This is a genomic window from Rhodovulum sp. DZ06 (assembly GCF_050586345.1).
Taxonomy (GTDB): Bacteria; Pseudomonadota; Alphaproteobacteria; order Rhodobacterales; family Rhodobacteraceae; genus JBOCEF01.
Genome location: NZ_JBOCEF010000002.1, coordinates 90387 through 107560, shown reverse-complemented (window position 1 = coordinate 107560; position 17174 = coordinate 90387). Strand labels below are relative to the sequence as shown.

At 73.3% G+C, this 17174-nt stretch carries 14 protein-coding genes; 8 read left to right on the top strand and 6 right to left on the bottom strand.

The window, feature by feature from the left end; translation table 11 throughout:
* Positions 1–7 precede the first annotated feature (7 nt).
* The 3 genes from ACQ5SO_RS01595 (at position 8) to ACQ5SO_RS01585 (ending at position 3294) form a co-directional block, all read left to right on the top strand.
* On the top strand, positions 8–256 hold the full coding sequence (locus tag ACQ5SO_RS01595; protein ID WP_430939814.1) for a DUF2842 domain-containing protein: 249 nt from the start codon (positions 8–10) through the stop codon (positions 254–256).
* 903 nt (positions 257–1159) lie between these two features.
* Complete coding sequence (locus ACQ5SO_RS01590; RefSeq protein WP_430939813.1) at positions 1160–1825, top strand: response regulator transcription factor; 666 nt, start codon at positions 1160–1162, stop codon at positions 1823–1825.
* Positions 1826–1851: 26 nt separating this feature from the next.
* Positions 1852–3294 (top strand): sensor histidine kinase, encoded by a 1443-nt coding sequence (locus ACQ5SO_RS01585; RefSeq protein ID WP_430939812.1) that lies wholly within the window; start codon positions 1852–1854, stop codon positions 3292–3294.
* A gap of 42 nt (positions 3295–3336) precedes the next feature.
* Here ACQ5SO_RS01585 and ACQ5SO_RS01580 read toward each other — a convergent pair whose 3' ends face one another.
* On the bottom strand, positions 3337–3783 hold the full coding sequence (locus tag ACQ5SO_RS01580) for a PaaI family thioesterase (protein WP_430939811.1): 447 nt from the start codon (positions 3781–3783) through the stop codon (positions 3337–3339).
* 216 nt (positions 3784–3999) lie between these two features.
* On the opposite strand from ACQ5SO_RS01580, the gene ACQ5SO_RS01575 reads away from it, so the two are divergent.
* Positions 4000–4467: a DUF3291 domain-containing protein gene (locus tag ACQ5SO_RS01575; RefSeq protein WP_430939810.1), complete on the top strand. Its 468-nt coding sequence runs from the start codon at positions 4000–4002 to the stop codon at positions 4465–4467.
* Positions 4468–4575: 108 nt separating this feature from the next.
* Here ACQ5SO_RS01575 and ACQ5SO_RS01570 read toward each other — a convergent pair whose 3' ends face one another.
* The 4 genes from ACQ5SO_RS01570 to ACQ5SO_RS01555 all read right to left on the bottom strand — a co-directional run bounded on the left by ACQ5SO_RS01570 (position 4576) and on the right by ACQ5SO_RS01555 (position 8803).
* Positions 4576–4983, bottom strand: coding sequence for an acyl-CoA thioesterase (locus ACQ5SO_RS01570; protein WP_430939893.1), 408 nt, complete (start codon positions 4981–4983; stop codon positions 4576–4578).
* A gap of 2 nt (positions 4984–4985) precedes the next feature.
* A complete protein-coding gene (locus ACQ5SO_RS01565; protein ID WP_430939809.1) occupies positions 4986–5912 on the bottom strand; it encodes a M15 family metallopeptidase in 927 nt (308 codons plus the stop codon).
* 245 nt (positions 5913–6157) lie between these two features.
* Positions 6158–7912 carry a hypothetical protein gene (locus tag ACQ5SO_RS01560; protein ID WP_430939808.1) on the bottom strand — a complete coding sequence of 585 codons (1755 nt, stop codon included), beginning with the start codon at positions 7910–7912 and terminating at the stop codon, positions 6158–6160.
* Between the two features lie 42 nt (positions 7913–7954).
* Positions 7955–8803: a hypothetical protein gene (locus ACQ5SO_RS01555; RefSeq protein ID WP_430939807.1), complete on the bottom strand. Its 849-nt coding sequence runs from the start codon at positions 8801–8803 to the stop codon at positions 7955–7957.
* A 75-nt stretch (positions 8804–8878) separates the two neighbouring features.
* On the opposite strand from ACQ5SO_RS01555, the gene ACQ5SO_RS01550 reads away from it, so the two are divergent.
* Positions 8879–10000 carry a UDP-galactopyranose/dTDP-fucopyranose mutase family protein gene (locus ACQ5SO_RS01550; protein ID WP_430939806.1) on the top strand — a complete coding sequence of 374 codons (1122 nt, stop codon included), beginning with the start codon at positions 8879–8881 and terminating at the stop codon, positions 9998–10000.
* Positions 10001–10753: 753 nt separating this feature from the next.
* Here the strand turns inward: ACQ5SO_RS01550 and ACQ5SO_RS01545 are convergent.
* On the bottom strand, positions 10754–11353 hold the full coding sequence (locus ACQ5SO_RS01545; protein WP_430939805.1) for a TetR family transcriptional regulator: 600 nt from the start codon (positions 11351–11353) through the stop codon (positions 10754–10756).
* 87 nt (positions 11354–11440) lie between these two features.
* Between ACQ5SO_RS01545 and ACQ5SO_RS01540 the strand changes: the two genes are divergently transcribed.
* The 3 genes from ACQ5SO_RS01540 to ACQ5SO_RS01530 are packed head-to-tail and all read left to right on the top strand — an operon-like array spanning position 11441 to position 17134.
* Positions 11441–12610 carry an efflux RND transporter periplasmic adaptor subunit gene (locus tag ACQ5SO_RS01540; protein ID WP_430939804.1) on the top strand — a complete coding sequence of 390 codons (1170 nt, stop codon included), beginning with the start codon at positions 11441–11443 and terminating at the stop codon, positions 12608–12610.
* A gap of 4 nt (positions 12611–12614) precedes the next feature.
* On the top strand, positions 12615–15725 hold the full coding sequence (locus ACQ5SO_RS01535) for an efflux RND transporter permease subunit (protein WP_430939803.1): 3111 nt from the start codon (positions 12615–12617) through the stop codon (positions 15723–15725).
* Positions 15722–17134, top strand: coding sequence for an efflux transporter outer membrane subunit (locus ACQ5SO_RS01530; RefSeq protein ID WP_430939802.1), 1413 nt, complete (start codon positions 15722–15724; stop codon positions 17132–17134). Before ACQ5SO_RS01535 ends, ACQ5SO_RS01530 begins: the two co-directional genes overlap by 4 nt.
* Positions 17135–17174 lie beyond the last annotated feature (40 nt).

The window sequence follows — 17174 nt, the reverse complement described above, 5'->3', positions numbered from 1 at the left end:
GCGCCCGATGGCCCTGTCCCACAAGGCGCGCAAGCGCATCGCCATCTTCCTGCTGGTGGTGTGGCTGCCGCTCTACATCGTCGCCGCGCTGTGGCTGGTCAGCCTGTTCGAGCGCCCGTCGATCTGGGTGGAGCTCGGGGTCTATGTGGGCCTCGGCTTCCTCTGGGCCCTGCCCTTCAAGAAGCTGTTCAAGGGCGTGGGCCGCGCCGGCCCGGGCGAGGAAGAGCCGCCCCGCAAGCCGCGTCCCGGCCGCTGAGGCCGCGCCTCGGCGGCGGCCGACGCAGGAGCGGCGGCGGCCGACACAGGACAGGCCCCGCGCCCCCAAGGGCGCGGGGCTTTTTCATGGGCCGTCCGCCGCGCGCGGGGCGGCTGAGCGCGGCGCTCATCCTTGCGGGAATCGTTGCGGACCCTGCGCCGCGCGGGCGCTCCCCCGGTCGAGCGCCGCGGCGGCGCGGCCGCCCCCGCGGGCGCGGCGGCCCGGCGGGGCCGGGTTTTTCCACCTGGTGAAAACGCCCCAATTTCGCCACAATAATGAACGCGCCGGGCCGCAGCTCGCTCCCCCCTGGGCCGCGATGGCGGAGAGGGTCCAGGGAAGTTCCGGCGGTGATCTGGGAAACAGGTGAGGTTCCGGAGCGTTGCGGGTGTGTGTGGGATATGCCTGCCCGGCCGAAAGTGAATGATCTTCCGTGCCGAAAAGACTGGGGGTGATGCAACGCCCCGGGAACCTCCTTCGGGATTGGGGGGCCCCGAAGTCCTCTAATGGTGACGAAATCATGCATGGTTGCAAGCGGTGAATCGTTGTTTTGCCGGGACATAGCGGGCGCGCGCGGCCTCCGTTCACCATCAAGGCCAGGGCTTCCTTGCAAAACAATCCCTTGCCGCAGGGCAGCATGGTTTCGGCACATGCGCATCCCCGAATGCGGCGCAAAGACGCCCGACGGCCAAACCTTCGCCACATTGCATGATCTGTTCATATAACCATCGAAAAACCCGCCCATCCCCAGGAACCGCCGCGAATGATTCGATTTGTGGGCGCCCCCCCTGATCGGATAGCATCCTGCGCATGGGGCTGGCCGAGCGCGCCGACCGGCGCGGTCCGTCCCGGCGCCTCCGCGTCGGGTCGGCGTTCGGATAACAAGACAATGGTGGAGCGAAATCCATGCGCGTGCTGGTTGTTGAAGACGAGCAGAACCTGGCCGTACAGGTCAAAGACGCCCTCGAGCGGGAAGGCCGCGTGGTCGACATCGCCTCCGACGGCGAGGAAGGCAGCTTCCTCGGGTCGACCGAGCCCTATGACGCCATCGTCCTGGACCTTGGCCTGCCCAAGAAGGACGGCCACACCGTGCTGCGCGACTGGCGCGAGAACGGCGTGAAGTCCCCGGTGCTGATCCTGACCGCCCGCAACTCCTGGCGCGACAAGGTCGCCGGCCTCGACAGCGGCGCGGACGACTACCTGACCAAGCCGTTCCAGATGGACGAGCTGCTGGCCCGCCTGCGCGCCCTCATCCGCCGCTCCTCCGGCCAGGCCAACCCGATCTTCAAGCAGGGCCAGTTCGAGTTCGACACCCGCTCCGGCCGGGTCATGCTCGGCGGCGGCTCGGTGCCGCTGACGGCGCAGGAGACGAACATCCTCGCCTACCTGATCCTGAACCGCGACAAGGTGGTGTCCCGCACCGAGCTGTCGGAGCATGTCTACGGCTACGACACCGAGCGCGACAGCAACACGATCGAGGTCTTCATCGGCCGCCTGCGGCGCAAGCTGGGCCACAAGGCGATCGTGACCATCCGCGGCCGCGGCTACCAGTTCGACGGCGCGGCGTTCTGATCCGCTGACGAAGGCCGCCTGCACGCATGTCCGTCCTGGGCCTGTCCACCGCCCTGTCCCTGCGCGCGCGTGCGCTGCTGGGCGGGATCGTGTGGATCATCATCGCCGTGGGCCTGTCGGGCTACGTGCTGGTCTCCACCTTCGACGAGATCTCGGAGCGCTCCTTCCAGGAGACGCTGGCGGGCCGGGCGGAGCAGCTCGAGACGCTGATCCGCTCGGGCGCGCTCGATGACGGGATCGGGGGCGGGATGCTGTCCGGCCCCCTCTTCGCCCGCGGGCGCGACGTGTTCTGGCAGATCCAGACGCCGACCGGGCAATCGCTGCTCTCGCCCTCGCTCGAGGGCGCGCCGATCCCGGCCGACACGGCGGCCGAACGCTCCCTCCAGGGACCGATCGGGGATTACCGGCGCCAGCTGCGCGAAACCCGGGGCGCGCGCTACGTCGCGCGGCTCCCCTCGGGGCTGCTGATCCAGGTGGTGGCGCGCACCGTGCGCACCACCACCGTCGCCGGCACCGTCGGCGAATGGACCATCCGGGTGGCCGAGCCGCGCGCCGCCCTGACCCGCGACCAGCTGGAATTCCGCCGCTCGCTGTTCGGCGCGCTGATCGGCCTCGGCGCCTCGCTGGTGCTGGCGGGCGCGGCGCAGACCGGCATGGCGCTGCGCCCGCTGGTGGCCATGCGCGCCGCCTTCCTGAGCTATCGCGAGGGCGAGACGCACCGGATCGAGGGGCGCTACCCCTCGGACATCGCCACGCTGGTGGACGATCTGAACGACCTTCTCGACCGCAACGAGGAGATGATGGTCCGCGCCCGCCGCCAGGCCGCGGACCTCGCCCACGCGCTCAAGACCCCCGCGGCGGTGCTGCGCAACGACCTCGCCTCCAACCCGCGCAACGACATCGACGCCGCCGTCCGCCGCCAGCGGATGGAGGAGGCGGTGACCCGGGTCGAGAGCCTGATCAACCGCTACACCGCCCGCGCGCGGCTTGCCGGCGCCGCCGGGGCGGGGGCGCTGTGCGAGGTGGTCCACGTGCTCGAGGATCTCGGGCGGGTGATGCGCCAGATCCACCGCGACGCGGGCCTGGACCTCGAGCTCGAGCTCGACGAGACGCTGCGGGTGCGCGCCGAGGAGGAGGATGTAGAGGAGCTGTTCGGCAACCTCATGGACAACGCCCATAAATGGGCCATCGGCGTGGTGAAGGTGGTCGCGCGGCGCGAGGGGCCCGTGGGCGTCATCACGGTCGAGGATGACGGCCCGGGCATCCCCGAGCAGAAGCGCCAGAAGGCGCTGGCCGCGGGCGGGCGGCTGGACGAGGCGGTGCCGGGCACGGGGCTGGGCCTCGCGATCTGTTCGGACATCGTCGAGGCCTATGGCGGCTCGCTGACGCTGGAGACGTCGGAGCTGGGCGGGCTGAAGGTGATCGTGCGCCTGCCCGCGCCGGAACCGGCCAGCACGCGGCGCCGCTGAGGGCCCGGCGCGGACGGGGCGCGGGCGCGCCCTGCCCCGGCTTCAGTTCTCGAGATAGGCGAAGGCGCAGGTGGCCGCGGCGGCGCATTTGGCCGACCCCGCGGCCCGGAACTCCACCCGCACCGTGGCCATGCGGCGCCCGTTGGACAGCGCCTCGACCGAGACCTCCACGTCCTCGCCCCCCATCAGCGGGCGCATGAAATGGACCGTCAGGTCGACCGTGGTGCAGTTGCGGAACCGCCCGTTGAGGCCGCAGAGCGTGAGCACCGCGGCGGTATCGGCGGCGGCGGCCAGCGCCTGGCCGCAGACCACGGCGGGCCCGTCGCCGCCCTTGCGGGCGATGGCCTCGGTTCCCGGAAGGCGGAACGTGGCGCCGGTTTCGGTCAGCGCCACGGGGACAAGGCCCAGCGCCTGCACCCAGGGGGCGAAGGCGTCCTCAAGCAGCTTCGACATCTCGGCGGGGCCGAAACCGGGTTTCTGATCGCTCATCACGCGCCTCCCTTGCGGCGGGGCCTCTGCGGCGGGCCCCTGTGGGGCGAGCATCGCCGGGTGGCCGCCGCGGGGCAAGGGCTGCGGGGGCTTCCGCCCCCGGTCCCCCGACAAGGGGGGCAACGCCCCCCTTGGACCCCCCGAAATACGGCTGCGTCGCGCTGGCATTGCAGGGAAGCGCACGGCACAGTCGGGGGACGCCGCTAGGAGAACGCCATGTCCTTCGCCCCGCCGCCCGGCATGCATGTCGGGCAGATCAACATCGCCCGCCTGCGCGCGCCGCAGGGGGATCCGCAGGTGCAGGGCTTTTTCGACGGGGTCGCGCGGATGAATGCGCTGGCCGAGCGCAGCGCGGGCTTCGTCTGGCGCCTGAGGGATGAAAGCGCGGACCCGTACTGGCCGCAGATGATCGCCGAGGACCCGCTGCTGACCGTCACAGTCTCGGTCTGGACCAGCGTCGAGGCGGTGCGCGCCTTCGCCCACAAGACGGTCCACCGGCGCTTCTTCGACCGCCGCGCCGAGTGGTTCGTCCCGCTCGGCCGCCCGCACCTCGCCATGTGGCCGGTGGCGCCGGGAACGCGCCCCGGGCTGGCCGAGGGCTTCGCGCGGCTCGACCGCATCGCGGCCGAGGGCGAGGGACCGGAGGCCTTCGGCTGGGCGGGCCTGCGCGAAGCGGCGGACTGAGCGCGCGCGCCCTGCCCTCCGCGCCCGCGGCGGCGCAGCCGACGCTCCGCCCGCGAAGGGGGGCCTGCCCCCCATGAGCGGTCGGACATGCCCGGGAAGGCGCCCCCGTCAGGGCAGCGGGCGCTTCACCCCGTTCTCGTCGATGGCGACGAAGGTGAAGACCGCCTCGGTCACCTTCACATGCTCCTCCGAGGGCTGGCGGGTGATCCACACCTCCACCCCGATCTGCATCGAGGTGGTGCCTTCCTTGAGCATCTCTGAATGGATCGACACCAGGTCGCCGACATGCACCGGCCGGTGGAACTTCATGCTGTCGACGACGATGGTCGCCACCCGCCCCCGCGCGCGGCTGCGCGCCAGCACGGAAGAGCCGAGATCCATCTGCGCCATCAGCCAGCCGCCGAAAATGTCGCCATTGGCGTTGGTGTCGGCGGGCATCGCCAGGCTCTGCATCGTGATCCGCCCGCGCGGGACCTCGCCCTCGCCGTAATCCGTCTCGCCGGTATAGGCCTGCATGTTCACTGCAAGATCTCCACTTGTCCGCCATTCGCCGCGGTCTGCGCGCCGCCGCGCGGAACGGCGTGGCGCGTGTCGAAGGCGCCCTGCGCCTTCCACGCCTCGAGGGTCTGGCGGCTGACCTCGAAATGCATGCTGTCCTCGCGCCGGAAGGCGACGCCCCAGTACCAGCCTTCTTCGCGGAAATACTCGTGCAGCAGCACGAGGCCGAGCTGGGTCTTCGCGTCGCCCATGTCGTCGAGGCTGCCCGCGATGGTCACGTCCAGCGCCGCGCCATAGGCATGGCCCGAGATCCGGTCGGCCGAGCCGCGCACCAGCCGCCCGCAGAGCGATCCGGCGGAGCCGAGCAGCGCGTAGAGGTCGGGCTCCTCCTCCTTGAGCCGCGCGAAGATCCGCTCGAGGCTGTCGAGCGCGGGCTTGAGCATCCGCACCCGGAACGGGCCGACGTCGCGCAGCTCGAGATTGGCGCTCAGGCGCGGGTTGTCCGGGGGGCGGCAGTCCTGGGTGTAGTCGCGCCCGACGCGCGGCGAGCCGAAAAAGGCCTCGAGCCAGGCGTGGCCCGAGGGGTCGAGCGTGTCGTTGACGGTCCGCCGCTCGGGCGGGCGCACGAGGGCGACATAGCGCACGGCGGCGGCGGGGATCTCGGCGACGGCGGGGGTTTCGGCGGGCGCGTCCCCGCGGCGCTCGAGCTCGCGCTCCAGCTCGTCGACGCGGTCCAGCAGCCCGTCGATGCCGATCGAGAGGTCGTCGATCTGGCGCTGGAGGCGCAGCATCTGGTCCTCGGCCGCCGGGTCGGCGAGGGGCGCCGGGGCCGCGGCGGGGGCCGGTTCGGGGCCCATGCTGCGCCGGGCGATCTCGTACATGAAGGGCGTCCACATGATCGCGACGGCGATGATGAGGGCCCAGCCGTATCGTCCCAGAAAGCCCATCGGCATGTCCTTCGTTGCATTGGCGCGGGCGCCGCCCGCGGCCGCGCGGGAAGGCTATCAGGGGCGGGCCGCCATGGCGAGGGGAGTGCGGAGGGGCGGGCGACCTCGGGGGGCGTGAAGCCCCCGCTCGGCCGCCCGCGCCGCGCCCCGGCGCGGCGGCGCCCGGGCCGCGGGCCGGCGCGCCAGGGGACGGCCCGGCCCCCGGGTCCCGGGTCCGCTGCGGCGGCCGCCTCAGCGCAGCCGGTTCAGCGCAGCCGGTTCAGCGCCCAGGAGGCGCCGCGCCGCGCCGCCCGCCTTGCCCGCGCCTTCAGGGTCGCCGCCGCGGCCCGTTCCTCGGCCAGCGCGTCCAGCAGGCGTTCGGGCGTGCAGGGCAGCCGGGTCGCCGGGTCGATGCAGCGCGGGTAAAGGATCAGCGCCGCCGCCGCCAGCATGTCGAGGGTCAGCCGCCGCCCGCGGCTGAAGCCCGGCGCGGACAGCTCCTCGGTCAGGCCCCAGCCGGCATAGAAGGGCCGCCCGTGGACCGCCGCGCGCCGCCCGCGCAGAAGCGCCTCGAACCCGATCTGCGAGGTGATGCACTCCACCTCCCCGGCCCAGTCGAGGCAGGCCTCGGTCGACGCGCCCTCGGCCGCCGCGTCGGCGCAGGCGGCGACCACCTCCGGCGGCACGGCGCCGGGGCGCATCCCGGTCAGCACGTCGGGATGCGGGCGCCACAGGATGAAGGCGTCCGGCCGCCGCGCCCGCGCCGCCTGCAGCAGCGCGGCGTTGGTCGCCAGCCCCGGCGCGCCGTGACGGATCGAGGCGTCGTCCTCGACCTGCCCCGCCACCAGCAGGCGGGGACGGTCCGTCTCCGGCAGGGGGGCGTCTCCGGCAAGGTTGTACTTGGTGACCCCCTCGGCCGTCATGCGCGCCCGCAGCCGCGCCGCGCGGGCGAGCAGCGCGGGCGGGTAATCGGCCCCCCGGGCGATGCGGGCGAAGTCGCTGTCGGCATGGGCGTCGAAATGCAGGCCATGCTCCGCGACGCAGAGCGAGGCGGGCGGCGTGTGCTGCAGCCCCAGGCCGACCGAGCGGATGAACCCGTCCTCGAGCCGCCAGGCGGGGGCGAGGCCGGGGCGCGGGGCGGGCGCGTCGCGCATGCCCCAGACCGCGACGCGGCCGCCGATGCGGGCGGCGAGCTCGGCCGCGGCCTCGGGCGTGCGGCAGGCGCGCGGGGGGCCGCAGGGTCCGCGCAGGAAGGGCGCCGTGCAGCGCCGCTTCCACGGGGTGAACCCGGCGGTGACCACGGGCCGGTCATTGGCCTGCGCGGCGCGGCGGAGGGCGGCGGCGGCCTCGATCCCCGCCGCGGCGTCCACCTCGCGCCCCGTCCACGGGTCGCGCCAGCGCAGCCGCGACAGCCAGGCCGAGAGGTCGGGCCGCGTCCGCGCCCCGGCCCCGTCCGCCGCGCCACCGTGCCCCGCGCCCCCGGCCCCCGCGCCACCGTGCCCCGCGCCCGGGCGCGCCGCCCCGGGCGGGCTGACGGCATGGACCCCGAGCCCCGCCAGCGCGGCCCAGAGCAGCGCCGGCGCGCCCTCGGCCGCCACCACGCGGCGCAACCGGTCGGGGCGCACATGGCTCATGTCCGGCGCCGCCCGCCCCGGGCCGACGACCACCAGGTCCGGGCCGAAGCGCGCGCGCAGCGACGGCTCCAGCGCCTCCGGCCGCTCGCCGGGAGAGAGCAGCAGGACGGTCTCGGCCTCCACCGCGTCATGGCGCACGGCGGGCCAGAACAGCCGCTCGGCCCGGATCGCCCCGGGGTCCGGCAAGGGACCCGGCCGCGCGCCGCCGTCGGCGAAGCAGATCGCCGGATGGCCCGGCAGCGCGGGCGCGAGGCAGGCCGGCAGGAAAAGCCCCGGCGCGGGCGCCTCGGACCAGGCGGCCGCACGGGGGCGCCGGGGCCGCCCCGCCCCGGCCGCCAGCGCGGTCCAGCCAAGGCCGCCGCGCCTGTCCTCCGCCCTGCCCGTCACCGCGCTCCCTTCCCTTGCGCCCCGCGGCGGGAGGGGGTCCCGTCACGGGGCGTCGTCCGCCCGGGCGATCTGCGCCCACAAGGTCTTGCCCGCGCGGACCAGCGCCGCGCGCCGCCAGAGCGGCGGCGACAGCGCCACCGTCAGCGCCCCGGCCAGCGTCACGCAAGCCCGCCCGGGCCGCCCGCGCCCCAGCGGGCCGTCATGCCCGAGGCTGCGGCTGCGCGGATGGGCGCCGCCGAGATGCGCGGCGAAGAAGGCCGCGCGCTCGGCCTCGAGATCCCGCCCGACCTTCGCCATGGCGGGGGCCAGCGCGCCGCCGAGGGGCCGCGCGTGGCGCATCGGCGCCGCATCAACGACGCCCACCGCGCGCGGGGGAAGCCCGCGCGCCCAGAGGTAATCGAGCCCCTTGGCGCCCGCCCGCCCCTCCATCATCGGCAAGCTCGCGCGCAGGACCTCCGGCGTCGCCAGCGGCGCCATCAACTCGACGAAATTGGTGTAGCGGACCGTGGTTAACAGATGCCGAACGGTGACGAAGTGCGAGAAGGCGCTGTCCGGCGTCAGCGCGGGTTGCGCGAGGGAAAGCTCCCGCGCGCGCGCGAGCGCGAGGAACCGCGCGACCGTCGCCGCATCCCCCTCGAGATCATCGTCCGGCATCCAGATTCGCGCGCGATGCTCCCACAATTCGGGCCGCGCGACGAAGAGGGCGTGCAGCGCCTCCCACTTGCCGCCGGGGGCGGGGACCACCTCCCCCTCGAACGCGGAGAGATCCGCAACCTCCTGGTATGGCGAGAGAACCAGGTCCCAGTCCCGCGCCGCGCGGGGCGTCTTGGCCCAGCCCGAAACCCGGTGATCGGCCCCGAGCCGCAGCACGACGAGGACCGGCGCGCTCAAATCCCGCTTCCCTTAACCGGTGCGAAACCAAACCGGTCCAGCATCCCCCCGACGCACATGGACGGGAGAACCCTGATGACGCGCATCTGCATCGCCGGCGCCGGTTTCAGCGGCGCGGTCATCGCGCGAAAACTGGCCGAGGCGGGCATCGCTTCGCTGGTCATCGACGAACGCTCCCATGTCGCGGGCAACTGCCATACCGAGCGGGACCCCCGGACGGGCGTGCTGGTGCACCGCTATGGCCCGCATATCTTCCACACCAGCGACGCCGAGGTCTGGGCCTATGTCAACCGCTTCGCCGAAATGGTTCCCTATGTGAACCGGGTGAAGGCGACGGTGCGCGGGCGGGTCTACTCGCTGCCGATCAACCTGCACACCATCAACCAGTTCTTCGGCACGGCGATGGGGCCCGAACAGGCGCGCCGCTTCCTCGCCGCCCGCGCGCGCACCGATATCGAGGACCCGCAGACCTTCGAGGAACAGGCCCTGCGCTTCGTGGGGAAGGAGATCTACCGCGCCTTCTTCGAGGGCTACACCCGCAAACAATGGGGCTGCGAGCCGTCCGAGCTGCCCGCCTCGATCCTCAAGCGGCTGCCGCTGCGCTTCAACTACGACGACAATTACTTCGACCACCGCTGGCAGGCGATGCCCCGCCATGGCTACACCGCGCTGATCGCGCGGATCCTCGACCACCCCCTGATCGAAACCCGCCTGCGCTGCCGCTACGAGGAGCTGGAGGAGGGCTTCGGCCACACCTTCTATTCCGGCCCCATCGACCGGTTCTTCAACTGGCGCGCCGGGCGGCTCGGCTACCGGACGCTGGATTTCGAGGCGGAGCGGGGCGAGGGCGACATGCAGGGCTGCGCGGTGATGAACCATCCGGACCGCGACACCCCCTGGACCCGGATCTCGGAGCACAAGCACTTCGCGCCCTGGGAGGCGGGGGAGATCACCGGCTCGATCCGCTTCCGCGAATACGCGCGCGCCTGCGGGGCGGACGACATCCCCTATTACCCGATCCGGCTGGTGGAGGAGAAAGCGATGCTGCGCCGCTACGAGGAGATGGCGGCCGAGGTTCCGGGCGTGACCTTCGTCGGGCGGCTCGGGACCTACAGCTATATCGACATGGACGTGACCATCCGCCGGGCGCTGGACGTGGCGGACGTCTACCTGGAGCGCCAGCGCGCGGCGGCCTGAACGGGCGCCCCGGGCCCGGGGACCGAAGCGGGGACGACGACGCGACGCGGCGGACCTGCGTCGAGCTACCGGCGGAAGGCGGCAGGCGGAGACCCGCGCGGCAGGGCGCGCGAGACGGCGCGGGTCGTCGCCGTGGAGGTGGTGAGTGGACGTCGTGAGAACGTGGGCGCAGGGTCGCGGGCGCCGCGCCGCCGGGGAGCCCTCCGGAGGGCGACGGACGGGACGGCGATGCGCCACCGGGGCGGGCGCGACGACGACGGGCGGAACCGCAACGCGCGCAACGGCGACGGACGCACCCGGACGGACGCACCCGGACGGACGCACCCGCGACGGCCGCAGCCGCGACGGGCAGGACGGCGGCGAACGGGACCGCGGCGGACGAGACTGCAAGCGGCGCGACGACGGCGGTCGGGACCGCGGCGGACGGCGCCGCGACAGACGCACCCGGACGGACGCACCCGCGACGGACGGAGCCGCGACGGGCAGGACGGCGGCGAACGGGACCGCGGCGGACGGGACGGCAAGCGGCGCGACGACGGCGGTCGGGACCGCGGCGGACGGGACGAACACGAACGGAGCCGCCACGATCAGAACCGCGACAGGCCGGACCGCGCCCCGCCGGCTGCGACGCAAGCGGCGTCCGGGGGCTGAACCAGGGCGCGGCACGGCCCGGCAGGGCGGCGGCGCGCCCCCACGCCCCAGCCCCCTCGCCGCAGCCCTCACGCACCAGCCCCACACCTCAGCCCCACCGCCTCAATCCCCCAGCAGCGCCTCCGCCCCGGCCCGCAGGTTCGCCCAGGCCGTGTCGAGCGCCGCCTCCGGCCGGGTCGTGTCGCCCGCCGCCCAGGCCATGAGCGACACGCCCATGCAGCGCAGCGCCAGCTCCGCGGCCATCATCCGCGCCCCCGGCGACATCCCGGGCGCGCGGGCCGCGAGCGCGCCCTCCACCTCCTCCGCATAGCGCCCCATCGCCTCGTCGAACAGCTGCCGGACCCGCGCGTCGCGGGTCTTCAGCGCATCAAGGCCCCGGATCACCTCCAGCTCGTCCTCGAGGTTGCGCAGATGCGCCGCCGCCAGCGCCCGCATGTCCGGCCCCGGCGGGCCCGAGCCGCCGCGCACCGCGGCCAGCGCCGCGTCCGGCAACGGGACCGGGGTCCCGATCACCGCCGCCTCCTTGTTCGGGAAGTAGTTGAAGAAGGTCCGCGGGCTCACCCCCGCCGCCCGCGCGATTCGCTCGGTGGTCACCGCGTCCAGCCCCTCCTCCCGCGCCAGGCGCAGCGTGGCGCGCTGAATGTCGCGGGCGGTCTGTTTTCGACGCCTTTCGCGCAGCGGGGTCTTGCCTTCGGCGCTCAACCGCTTACCTCCCGAAACTTGCAGACTGTGCAAACTTTGCACGGATCGCATTTCCAGCACAAGCCACCCTTTCAAGGCGAGTTGAACATGCACACTTCGGTCCTGGCCATCGCACGGGGCGCCCGCGGCGCCGCGCTCGGCCTCGCGCTCATCGCCGCCGTTCCCGCCGCGGCGCAGGAGGGCGGGCCGCCGCCCGCCCAGGTCGGCACGGTCGCGCTCGAGCGCACCGCCGCCCCCATGGTCGTCACCCTGCCCGGCCGCGCCGTGGCCTATCAGCAGGTCGAGATCCGCCCCCGCGCCGGCGGCGTGATCGAGGAGATCCTCTACACCCCCGGCGCCCGCGTCACCGCGGGCACGCCGCTGTTCCGCCTCGACGACGCGGCCCTGCGCGCCGCCGCCGCCGCCGCCGCCGCCGAGCTCGCCACCGCCGAGGCGGCGCTGTCCGAGGCGCAATCCTCCTACAACCGCGCGCAGAAGCTCGAGGGATCGGGCTATTCCGAGGCGCAGGTCGAAAGCGTGCGAACCACCCTGGCGCAGGCGCAGGCCGCCGCCGACGGGGCGCGCGCCGCGCTCGACTTCGCGCAGACCGAGCTGTCCTGGGCGGTGATCCGCAGCCCCATCGACGGGGTGGTCGAGGTGGCCGACGTCTCGGTCGGCGACCTCGCGACCGCGGCCCAGGCCGACCCGCTGACCATCGTCACCCGGCTCGACCCGATCGATGTCGACATGCTCGAGACCTCGGCCCGGATGCTGTCGATCCGCCGCCAGATGGATGACGGGCTGCTGAAGATGTCCGACACGCTCGAGGCGTCGCTGACGCTCGAGGACGGGCGCACCTACCAGGCCACGGGCCGCATGGTCACCCCGGCCGCGACCGTCTCCACCTCCACCGGCGCGTTCCAGGTGCGGTTCCGCTTCGACAATCCCGACCGGCGGATCCTGCCGGGCATGTTCCTGCGCGGCGTCGTGCGGCTGGGCGAGGTCGAGGCCTTCCTCGTGCCCCAGCGCGCGGCCCAGCGTGACAAGGCGGGGCGGCTGTCGGTGCTGATCGCGAAGGACGGCGTGGCCGAGCGGGTCGAGATCGAGGAGACGGGCGTGCACGACAACGCCTGGATCGTCCCCGAGGGCCTCTCGGAAGGCGACATGCTGATCGTCGACGGCCTGAAATCGCTGCGCGCGGGGGCGAAGGTCGCCCCGGTTCCGGCGACGGTGGGCGCCAACGGGCTGGTGCGCGACCTCGGCCAGGACGGGAACTGATCCGATGGCGCATTTCTTCATCCACCGCCCCGTCTTCGCCTGGGTGCTGGCCATCGTGGTGATGCTGGCGGGCGCCTTCGGGCTCAACTCGCTCGCCATCTCCCAGTACCCGGACATCGCGCCGACCACGGTGCGCATCTCGGCCACCTATCCCGGCGCCTCCGCCGAGACGGTGGAGAATTCCGTGACCACGCTGATCGAGGACGGGATGACCGGCCTCGACGGCATGACCTACATGACCTCCTCCTCCTCCGAGGGGTCGGCCACGGTCACGCTGACCTTCGACGACACGATCGACCCGGACATGGCCCAGGTCCGGGTGCAGAACAAGCTGCAGCTGGTGCAGTCGCGCCTGCCGACCGCGGTGACGCAGCAGGGGGTGAACGTCACCCGCTCGACCTCCTCGATCCTGCTGGTGGGCGCGCTGGTGTCGCGCGACGGGTCCTATTCGACGGCCGAGCTCGGCGACATCCTCAGCTCCACGCTCGAGGACCCGGTGCAGCGCACCGAGGGCGTCGGCTCGGTGCGCATCTTCGGCACCGAATACGCCATGCGCATCTGGCTCGATCCCGCCCGGCTGTTCCAGTACCAGCTGACGCCCACGGACGTGACCGCGGCGGTCTCGGCGCAGAACACCAACGTCACCGTCGGCTCGCTCGGCGCCCAGCCGGCGGTCCACGGCCAGCAGATCAGCGTCTCGCTCTCGGCCCAGTCGCAGCTGTCGACCGTGCGCGATTTCGAGCGGATCCTGCTCAAGACCACCGCCGACGGCGCCTCCGTCTACCTCGCCGACGTGGCGCGGGTGGAGCTGGGCCAGGAGACTTACGGCCAGATGAACCGCTGGAGCCGGATGCCCGCGGCGGGCTTCGGCGTGAACCTCGCCACCGGCGCCAACGCGGTGGAGACGGCCGAGCGGGTGAAGACGGTGATCGCGGGGCTGGAATCGGCGCTGCCGCCGGGGGTCGAGGTGCAGTACCCCTATGACACCTCGCCCTTCGTCGAGCAGTCGATCAACCAAGTTTACCACACGCTGTTCGAGGCGGTCGGCCTCGTGTTCCTCGTGATCCTGCTGTTCCTGCAGAGCTGGCGCGCGACGCTGATCCCCACCATCGCGGTGCCGGTGGTGCTGCTGGGCACGTTCGGCGTGCTCGCCGCCTTCGACATGTCGATCAACACGCTGACCATGTTCGCGCTGGTCCTCGCCATCGGCCTTCTGGTCGACGACGCCATCGTGGTGGTGGAGAACGTCGAGCGGGTGATGGAGGAGGACGGGCTGGACCCGGTGGCGGCGACCGAGAAGAGCATGACCGAGATCTCCTCGGCCCTGGTCGGCATCGTGCTGGTCCTCTCGGCCGTGTTCCTGCCGATGGCCTTCATGACCGGCTCGACCGGGATCATCTACCGGCAGTTCTCGGTCACCATCATCTCGGCCATGGTGCTGTCGCTGTTCGTCGCGCTGATCCTGACGCCCGCGCTCTGCGCCCAGCTGCTGAGGCCCGGCCACGGCGCCCCGCGCTTCGCGCCGCTGCGCTGGTTCAACGGCGGGCTCGACCGGCTGACGAACGGCTATGGCGGCGGCGTGCGGCGGATGTCGCGCCGCCCCGCGCGGATGATCCTGGTGCTCGGCCTCGTCGGCATCGGCGCCTGGCAGGTCTATGACCGGCTGCCCTCGGCCTTCCTGCCCTCCGAGGACCAGGGCGTGCTGATGGCGATGGTGGAGCTTCCGCGCCAGGCGGTGACCGCCCAGACGGACGAGGCGGTGCAGCGCATCGAGGATCACATGCTGGCCCAGCCGGCGGTGGAATCGGTGTTCGCCGCGGTGGGGTTCAGCTTCGCCGGGTCGGGGCAGAACTACGCCATGCTGTTCGTGAAGCTCAAACCGTTCGAGGAGCGCAGCGCCCCGGGCATGGACGCCGCCTCGGTCGCCGCCGCGGCCAACGGCGCCTTCTGGGGCAACCGCTTCGGGCAGGTGTTCTTCCTGCAGCCGCCGGCGATCCCGGGGCTCGGCACCTCCTCGGGCTTCACCATGCAGCTGGTCGACCAGGGCGGGAACGGGGTCGAGGCGCTGAAGGAGGCCGCCGACACCCTGATCGCGCAGGCGACCGAGGGCGGGCGGGTGACCAGCCTGCGCGGGTCCAGCGACGTGACCGAACCGTCGCTGCGCCTCGACATCGACCAGCCCAAGGCCGAGGCGCTCGGCCTGTCCCTGCCCGAGGTCAACGCCTTGCTGGCCACCGTCTTCGCGGGGTCCTACGTCAACGACTTCCCGCTCGGGGCCGACCTGCGGCAGGTGATCGTGCAGGGCGACGCCCCCTTCCGGATGCAGCCCGCGGACATCGAGGGCTGGCACGCGCGCAACGCGTCGGGCGAGATGGTCCCCCTCGGGGCCGTCATCACCCGCGAATGGGACAGCACCTCGGCCAGCCTGTCGCGCTATGGCGGCACGCGGGCCATGGAGATCTCGGGCTCGGCCGTCCAGGGCGTGTCCTCGGGCGACGCGATGGAGGAGATGGAGGCGCTGGTGGCCGAGCTTCCGGGCGGCTACGGCGTCGCCTGGACCGGGCTGTCCTACCAGGAGCGGCTGTCGGGCGACCAGGAGCCGCTGCTCTACACCCTCTCGGCGCTGGTGGTGTTCCTGTGCCTCGCCGCCCTTTACGAGAGCTGGAGCGTGCCCTTCGCGGTCATGCTCTCGGTGCCGGTGGGCATCCTCGGGGCGATGCTGGCGACGATGTGGTTCGACCAGTCGAACGACGTCTATTTCAAGGTCGGCCTGCTCACGACCATCGGCCTCGCAGCGCGCAACGCGATCCTGATCGTGGAGTTCGCCGAGACGCTGCGGGCCGAGGGCAAGGCGCTGGTCGAAGCGACGGTCGAGGCCGCGCGCCAGCGGCTGCGCCCGATCCTGATGACCTCGCTCGCCTTCGGCTTCGGCATCCTGCCGCTCGCCCTCGCCTCGGGCGCGGGCGCGAACGCCCAGCACTCGATCGGCATCGGCATGCTGGGCGGGATCATCTTCTCCACCCTGTTCGGGATCGTCATGGTGCCCATCCTCTATGTCGCGGTGATCGCCGCCGTCTCCCGTATCCGTCCCGCCAGGAAGGAAGCCCGCGCATGATCGCCGTCACGTTCCCCCGTCCCCCCCGCCTCGCACGGCGGGGGGCGGCGCTGGCCGCCCTCGCCCTCGCCGCCGGCTGCACCACGGTGGGGCCCGATTACATCCGCCCCGAGGCGCCGCTGACCGCCCGCTTCGCCGCCGCGGACGCCCCGCCCCAGGGCGCCGAGGCCCCCGCCCCCCTCGGCGCCGTGGCGCAGGAAGAATGGTGGGACGCCTATCGCGACCCGATCCTGTCCGAGCTGACCGCCCGCGGGCTGGCGCAGGACCTCTCGACCCAGGCCGCCGCGGCGCGGATCCGGCGGGCCGAGGCGGCGCTGCGCCGGGCCGGGGGCCCCGCGCCCTGGTCCGGCGACCTGACCGCCGGCTGGACCGCCTCGGGCGGCGAGGGCTATGCGGACGAGGCGTCGGCCGGCGGCCTCGGCGCCGCCCTCGTCATCGACCTGTTCGGCGGGCTGGAGCGCGCCCGGCAGGGGGCCGAGGCCGACCTCGCCTCGGCCCGCGCGGCCGAGGAGACCGCGCGCCTCGCCTGGGCCGCCGCCCTCGTCGCCGCCTATTCCGATGCGCGCTACAACCAGGAGGCGCTGGCCCTGACCCGCCAGACCATCGCCGCGCGCGAGGAGACGACCGAGATCACCCGCCGCCAGCGCGCGGCGGGCGCGGCCACGGAATACGAGCTGGCCGAGATCGAGGCGCTTCTGGCCAATGCCCGCGCCGCCGCGCCGGGCTATGCCGCGGGGTTCGAGGCCAATGTCTTCGCCATCGCGACGCTGCTGGCCGAGCCCGCGCGGCCGCTGATGGCGCGGATGCAAAAGGGGGCGCCGCTGCTGCGCATCCCCGAGACGCCCGCCTCGGGGGTTCCCGCCGACCTGCTGCGCAACCGCCCCGACGTGCGCGGCGCCGAGGCCGACCTCGCCTCGGCCGTCGCCGCGGCGGGGGTGGCGGAGGCGGCGCTCTACCCCTCGCTCACCCTCTCGGGCGAAATCACCCTCTCGACCTCCGGCCAGGGCTGGAGCTTCGGCCCGGCGCTGCGCCTGCCCGTGTTCAACCAGCCCGCGCTCAGGGCCGAGCGGGACGGCGCGCTGGCGGCGGTCGAGGCGGCGAAGCTGGAGTGGCAGGCCTCGGTGCTCTCGGCGGTGGAGGACGTGCAGATCGCGCAATCCGCCCTGTCGCGCGGGCGCCAGCGGGCCGCGGCGCTGCGGACCGCGGCGCGGGGCTATGACCGGGCGCTTCGCCTGGCGCGGGAGAATTACCGCTCCGGCGCGATCAGCCTGCTGGACCTCCTGGACACCGACCGCAACGCGGCGGCCGCGCGGATCAGCGCCGCCTCGGCGGCGAACGAGGCGGCCAAGGCCTGGGCGACGCTCAAGATCGCCACCGGCGCGGGCGCCGGGGCGGGCGCGGGCGGCTGAGCCCAGGCGGCCGAAAGGGAAAGGGGGGCGTCGCGGCCCC

What these genes read in the sequence shown, in the direction of transcription:
- ACQ5SO_RS01595 (WP_430939814.1), top strand. Translation starts at nt 8, where the DNA reads ATGGCCCTGTCCCACAAGGCGCGCAAGCGCATCGCCATCTTCCTGCTG.
- ACQ5SO_RS01590 (WP_430939813.1), top strand. Translation starts at nt 1,160, where the DNA reads ATGCGCGTGCTGGTTGTTGAAGACGAGCAGAACCTGGCCGTACAGGTC.
- ACQ5SO_RS01585 (WP_430939812.1), top strand. Translation starts at nt 1,852, where the DNA reads ATGTCCGTCCTGGGCCTGTCCACCGCCCTGTCCCTGCGCGCGCGTGCG.
- ACQ5SO_RS01580 (WP_430939811.1), bottom strand. Translation starts at nt 3,783, where the DNA reads ATGAGCGATCAGAAACCCGGTTTCGGCCCCGCCGAGATGTCGAAGCTG.
- ACQ5SO_RS01575 (WP_430939810.1), top strand. Translation starts at nt 4,000, where the DNA reads ATGTCCTTCGCCCCGCCGCCCGGCATGCATGTCGGGCAGATCAACATC.
- ACQ5SO_RS01570 (WP_430939893.1), bottom strand. Translation starts at nt 4,983, where the DNA reads ATGCAGGCCTATACCGGCGAGACGGATTACGGCGAGGGCGAGGTCCCG.
- ACQ5SO_RS01565 (WP_430939809.1), bottom strand. Translation starts at nt 5,912, where the DNA reads ATGGGCTTTCTGGGACGATACGGCTGGGCCCTCATCATCGCCGTCGCG.
- ACQ5SO_RS01550 (WP_430939806.1), top strand. Translation starts at nt 8,879, where the DNA reads ATGACGCGCATCTGCATCGCCGGCGCCGGTTTCAGCGGCGCGGTCATC.
- ACQ5SO_RS01540 (WP_430939804.1), top strand. Translation starts at nt 11,441, where the DNA reads ATGCACACTTCGGTCCTGGCCATCGCACGGGGCGCCCGCGGCGCCGCG.
- ACQ5SO_RS01535 (WP_430939803.1), top strand. Translation starts at nt 12,615, where the DNA reads ATGGCGCATTTCTTCATCCACCGCCCCGTCTTCGCCTGGGTGCTGGCC.
- ACQ5SO_RS01530 (WP_430939802.1), top strand. Translation starts at nt 15,722, where the DNA reads ATGATCGCCGTCACGTTCCCCCGTCCCCCCCGCCTCGCACGGCGGGGG.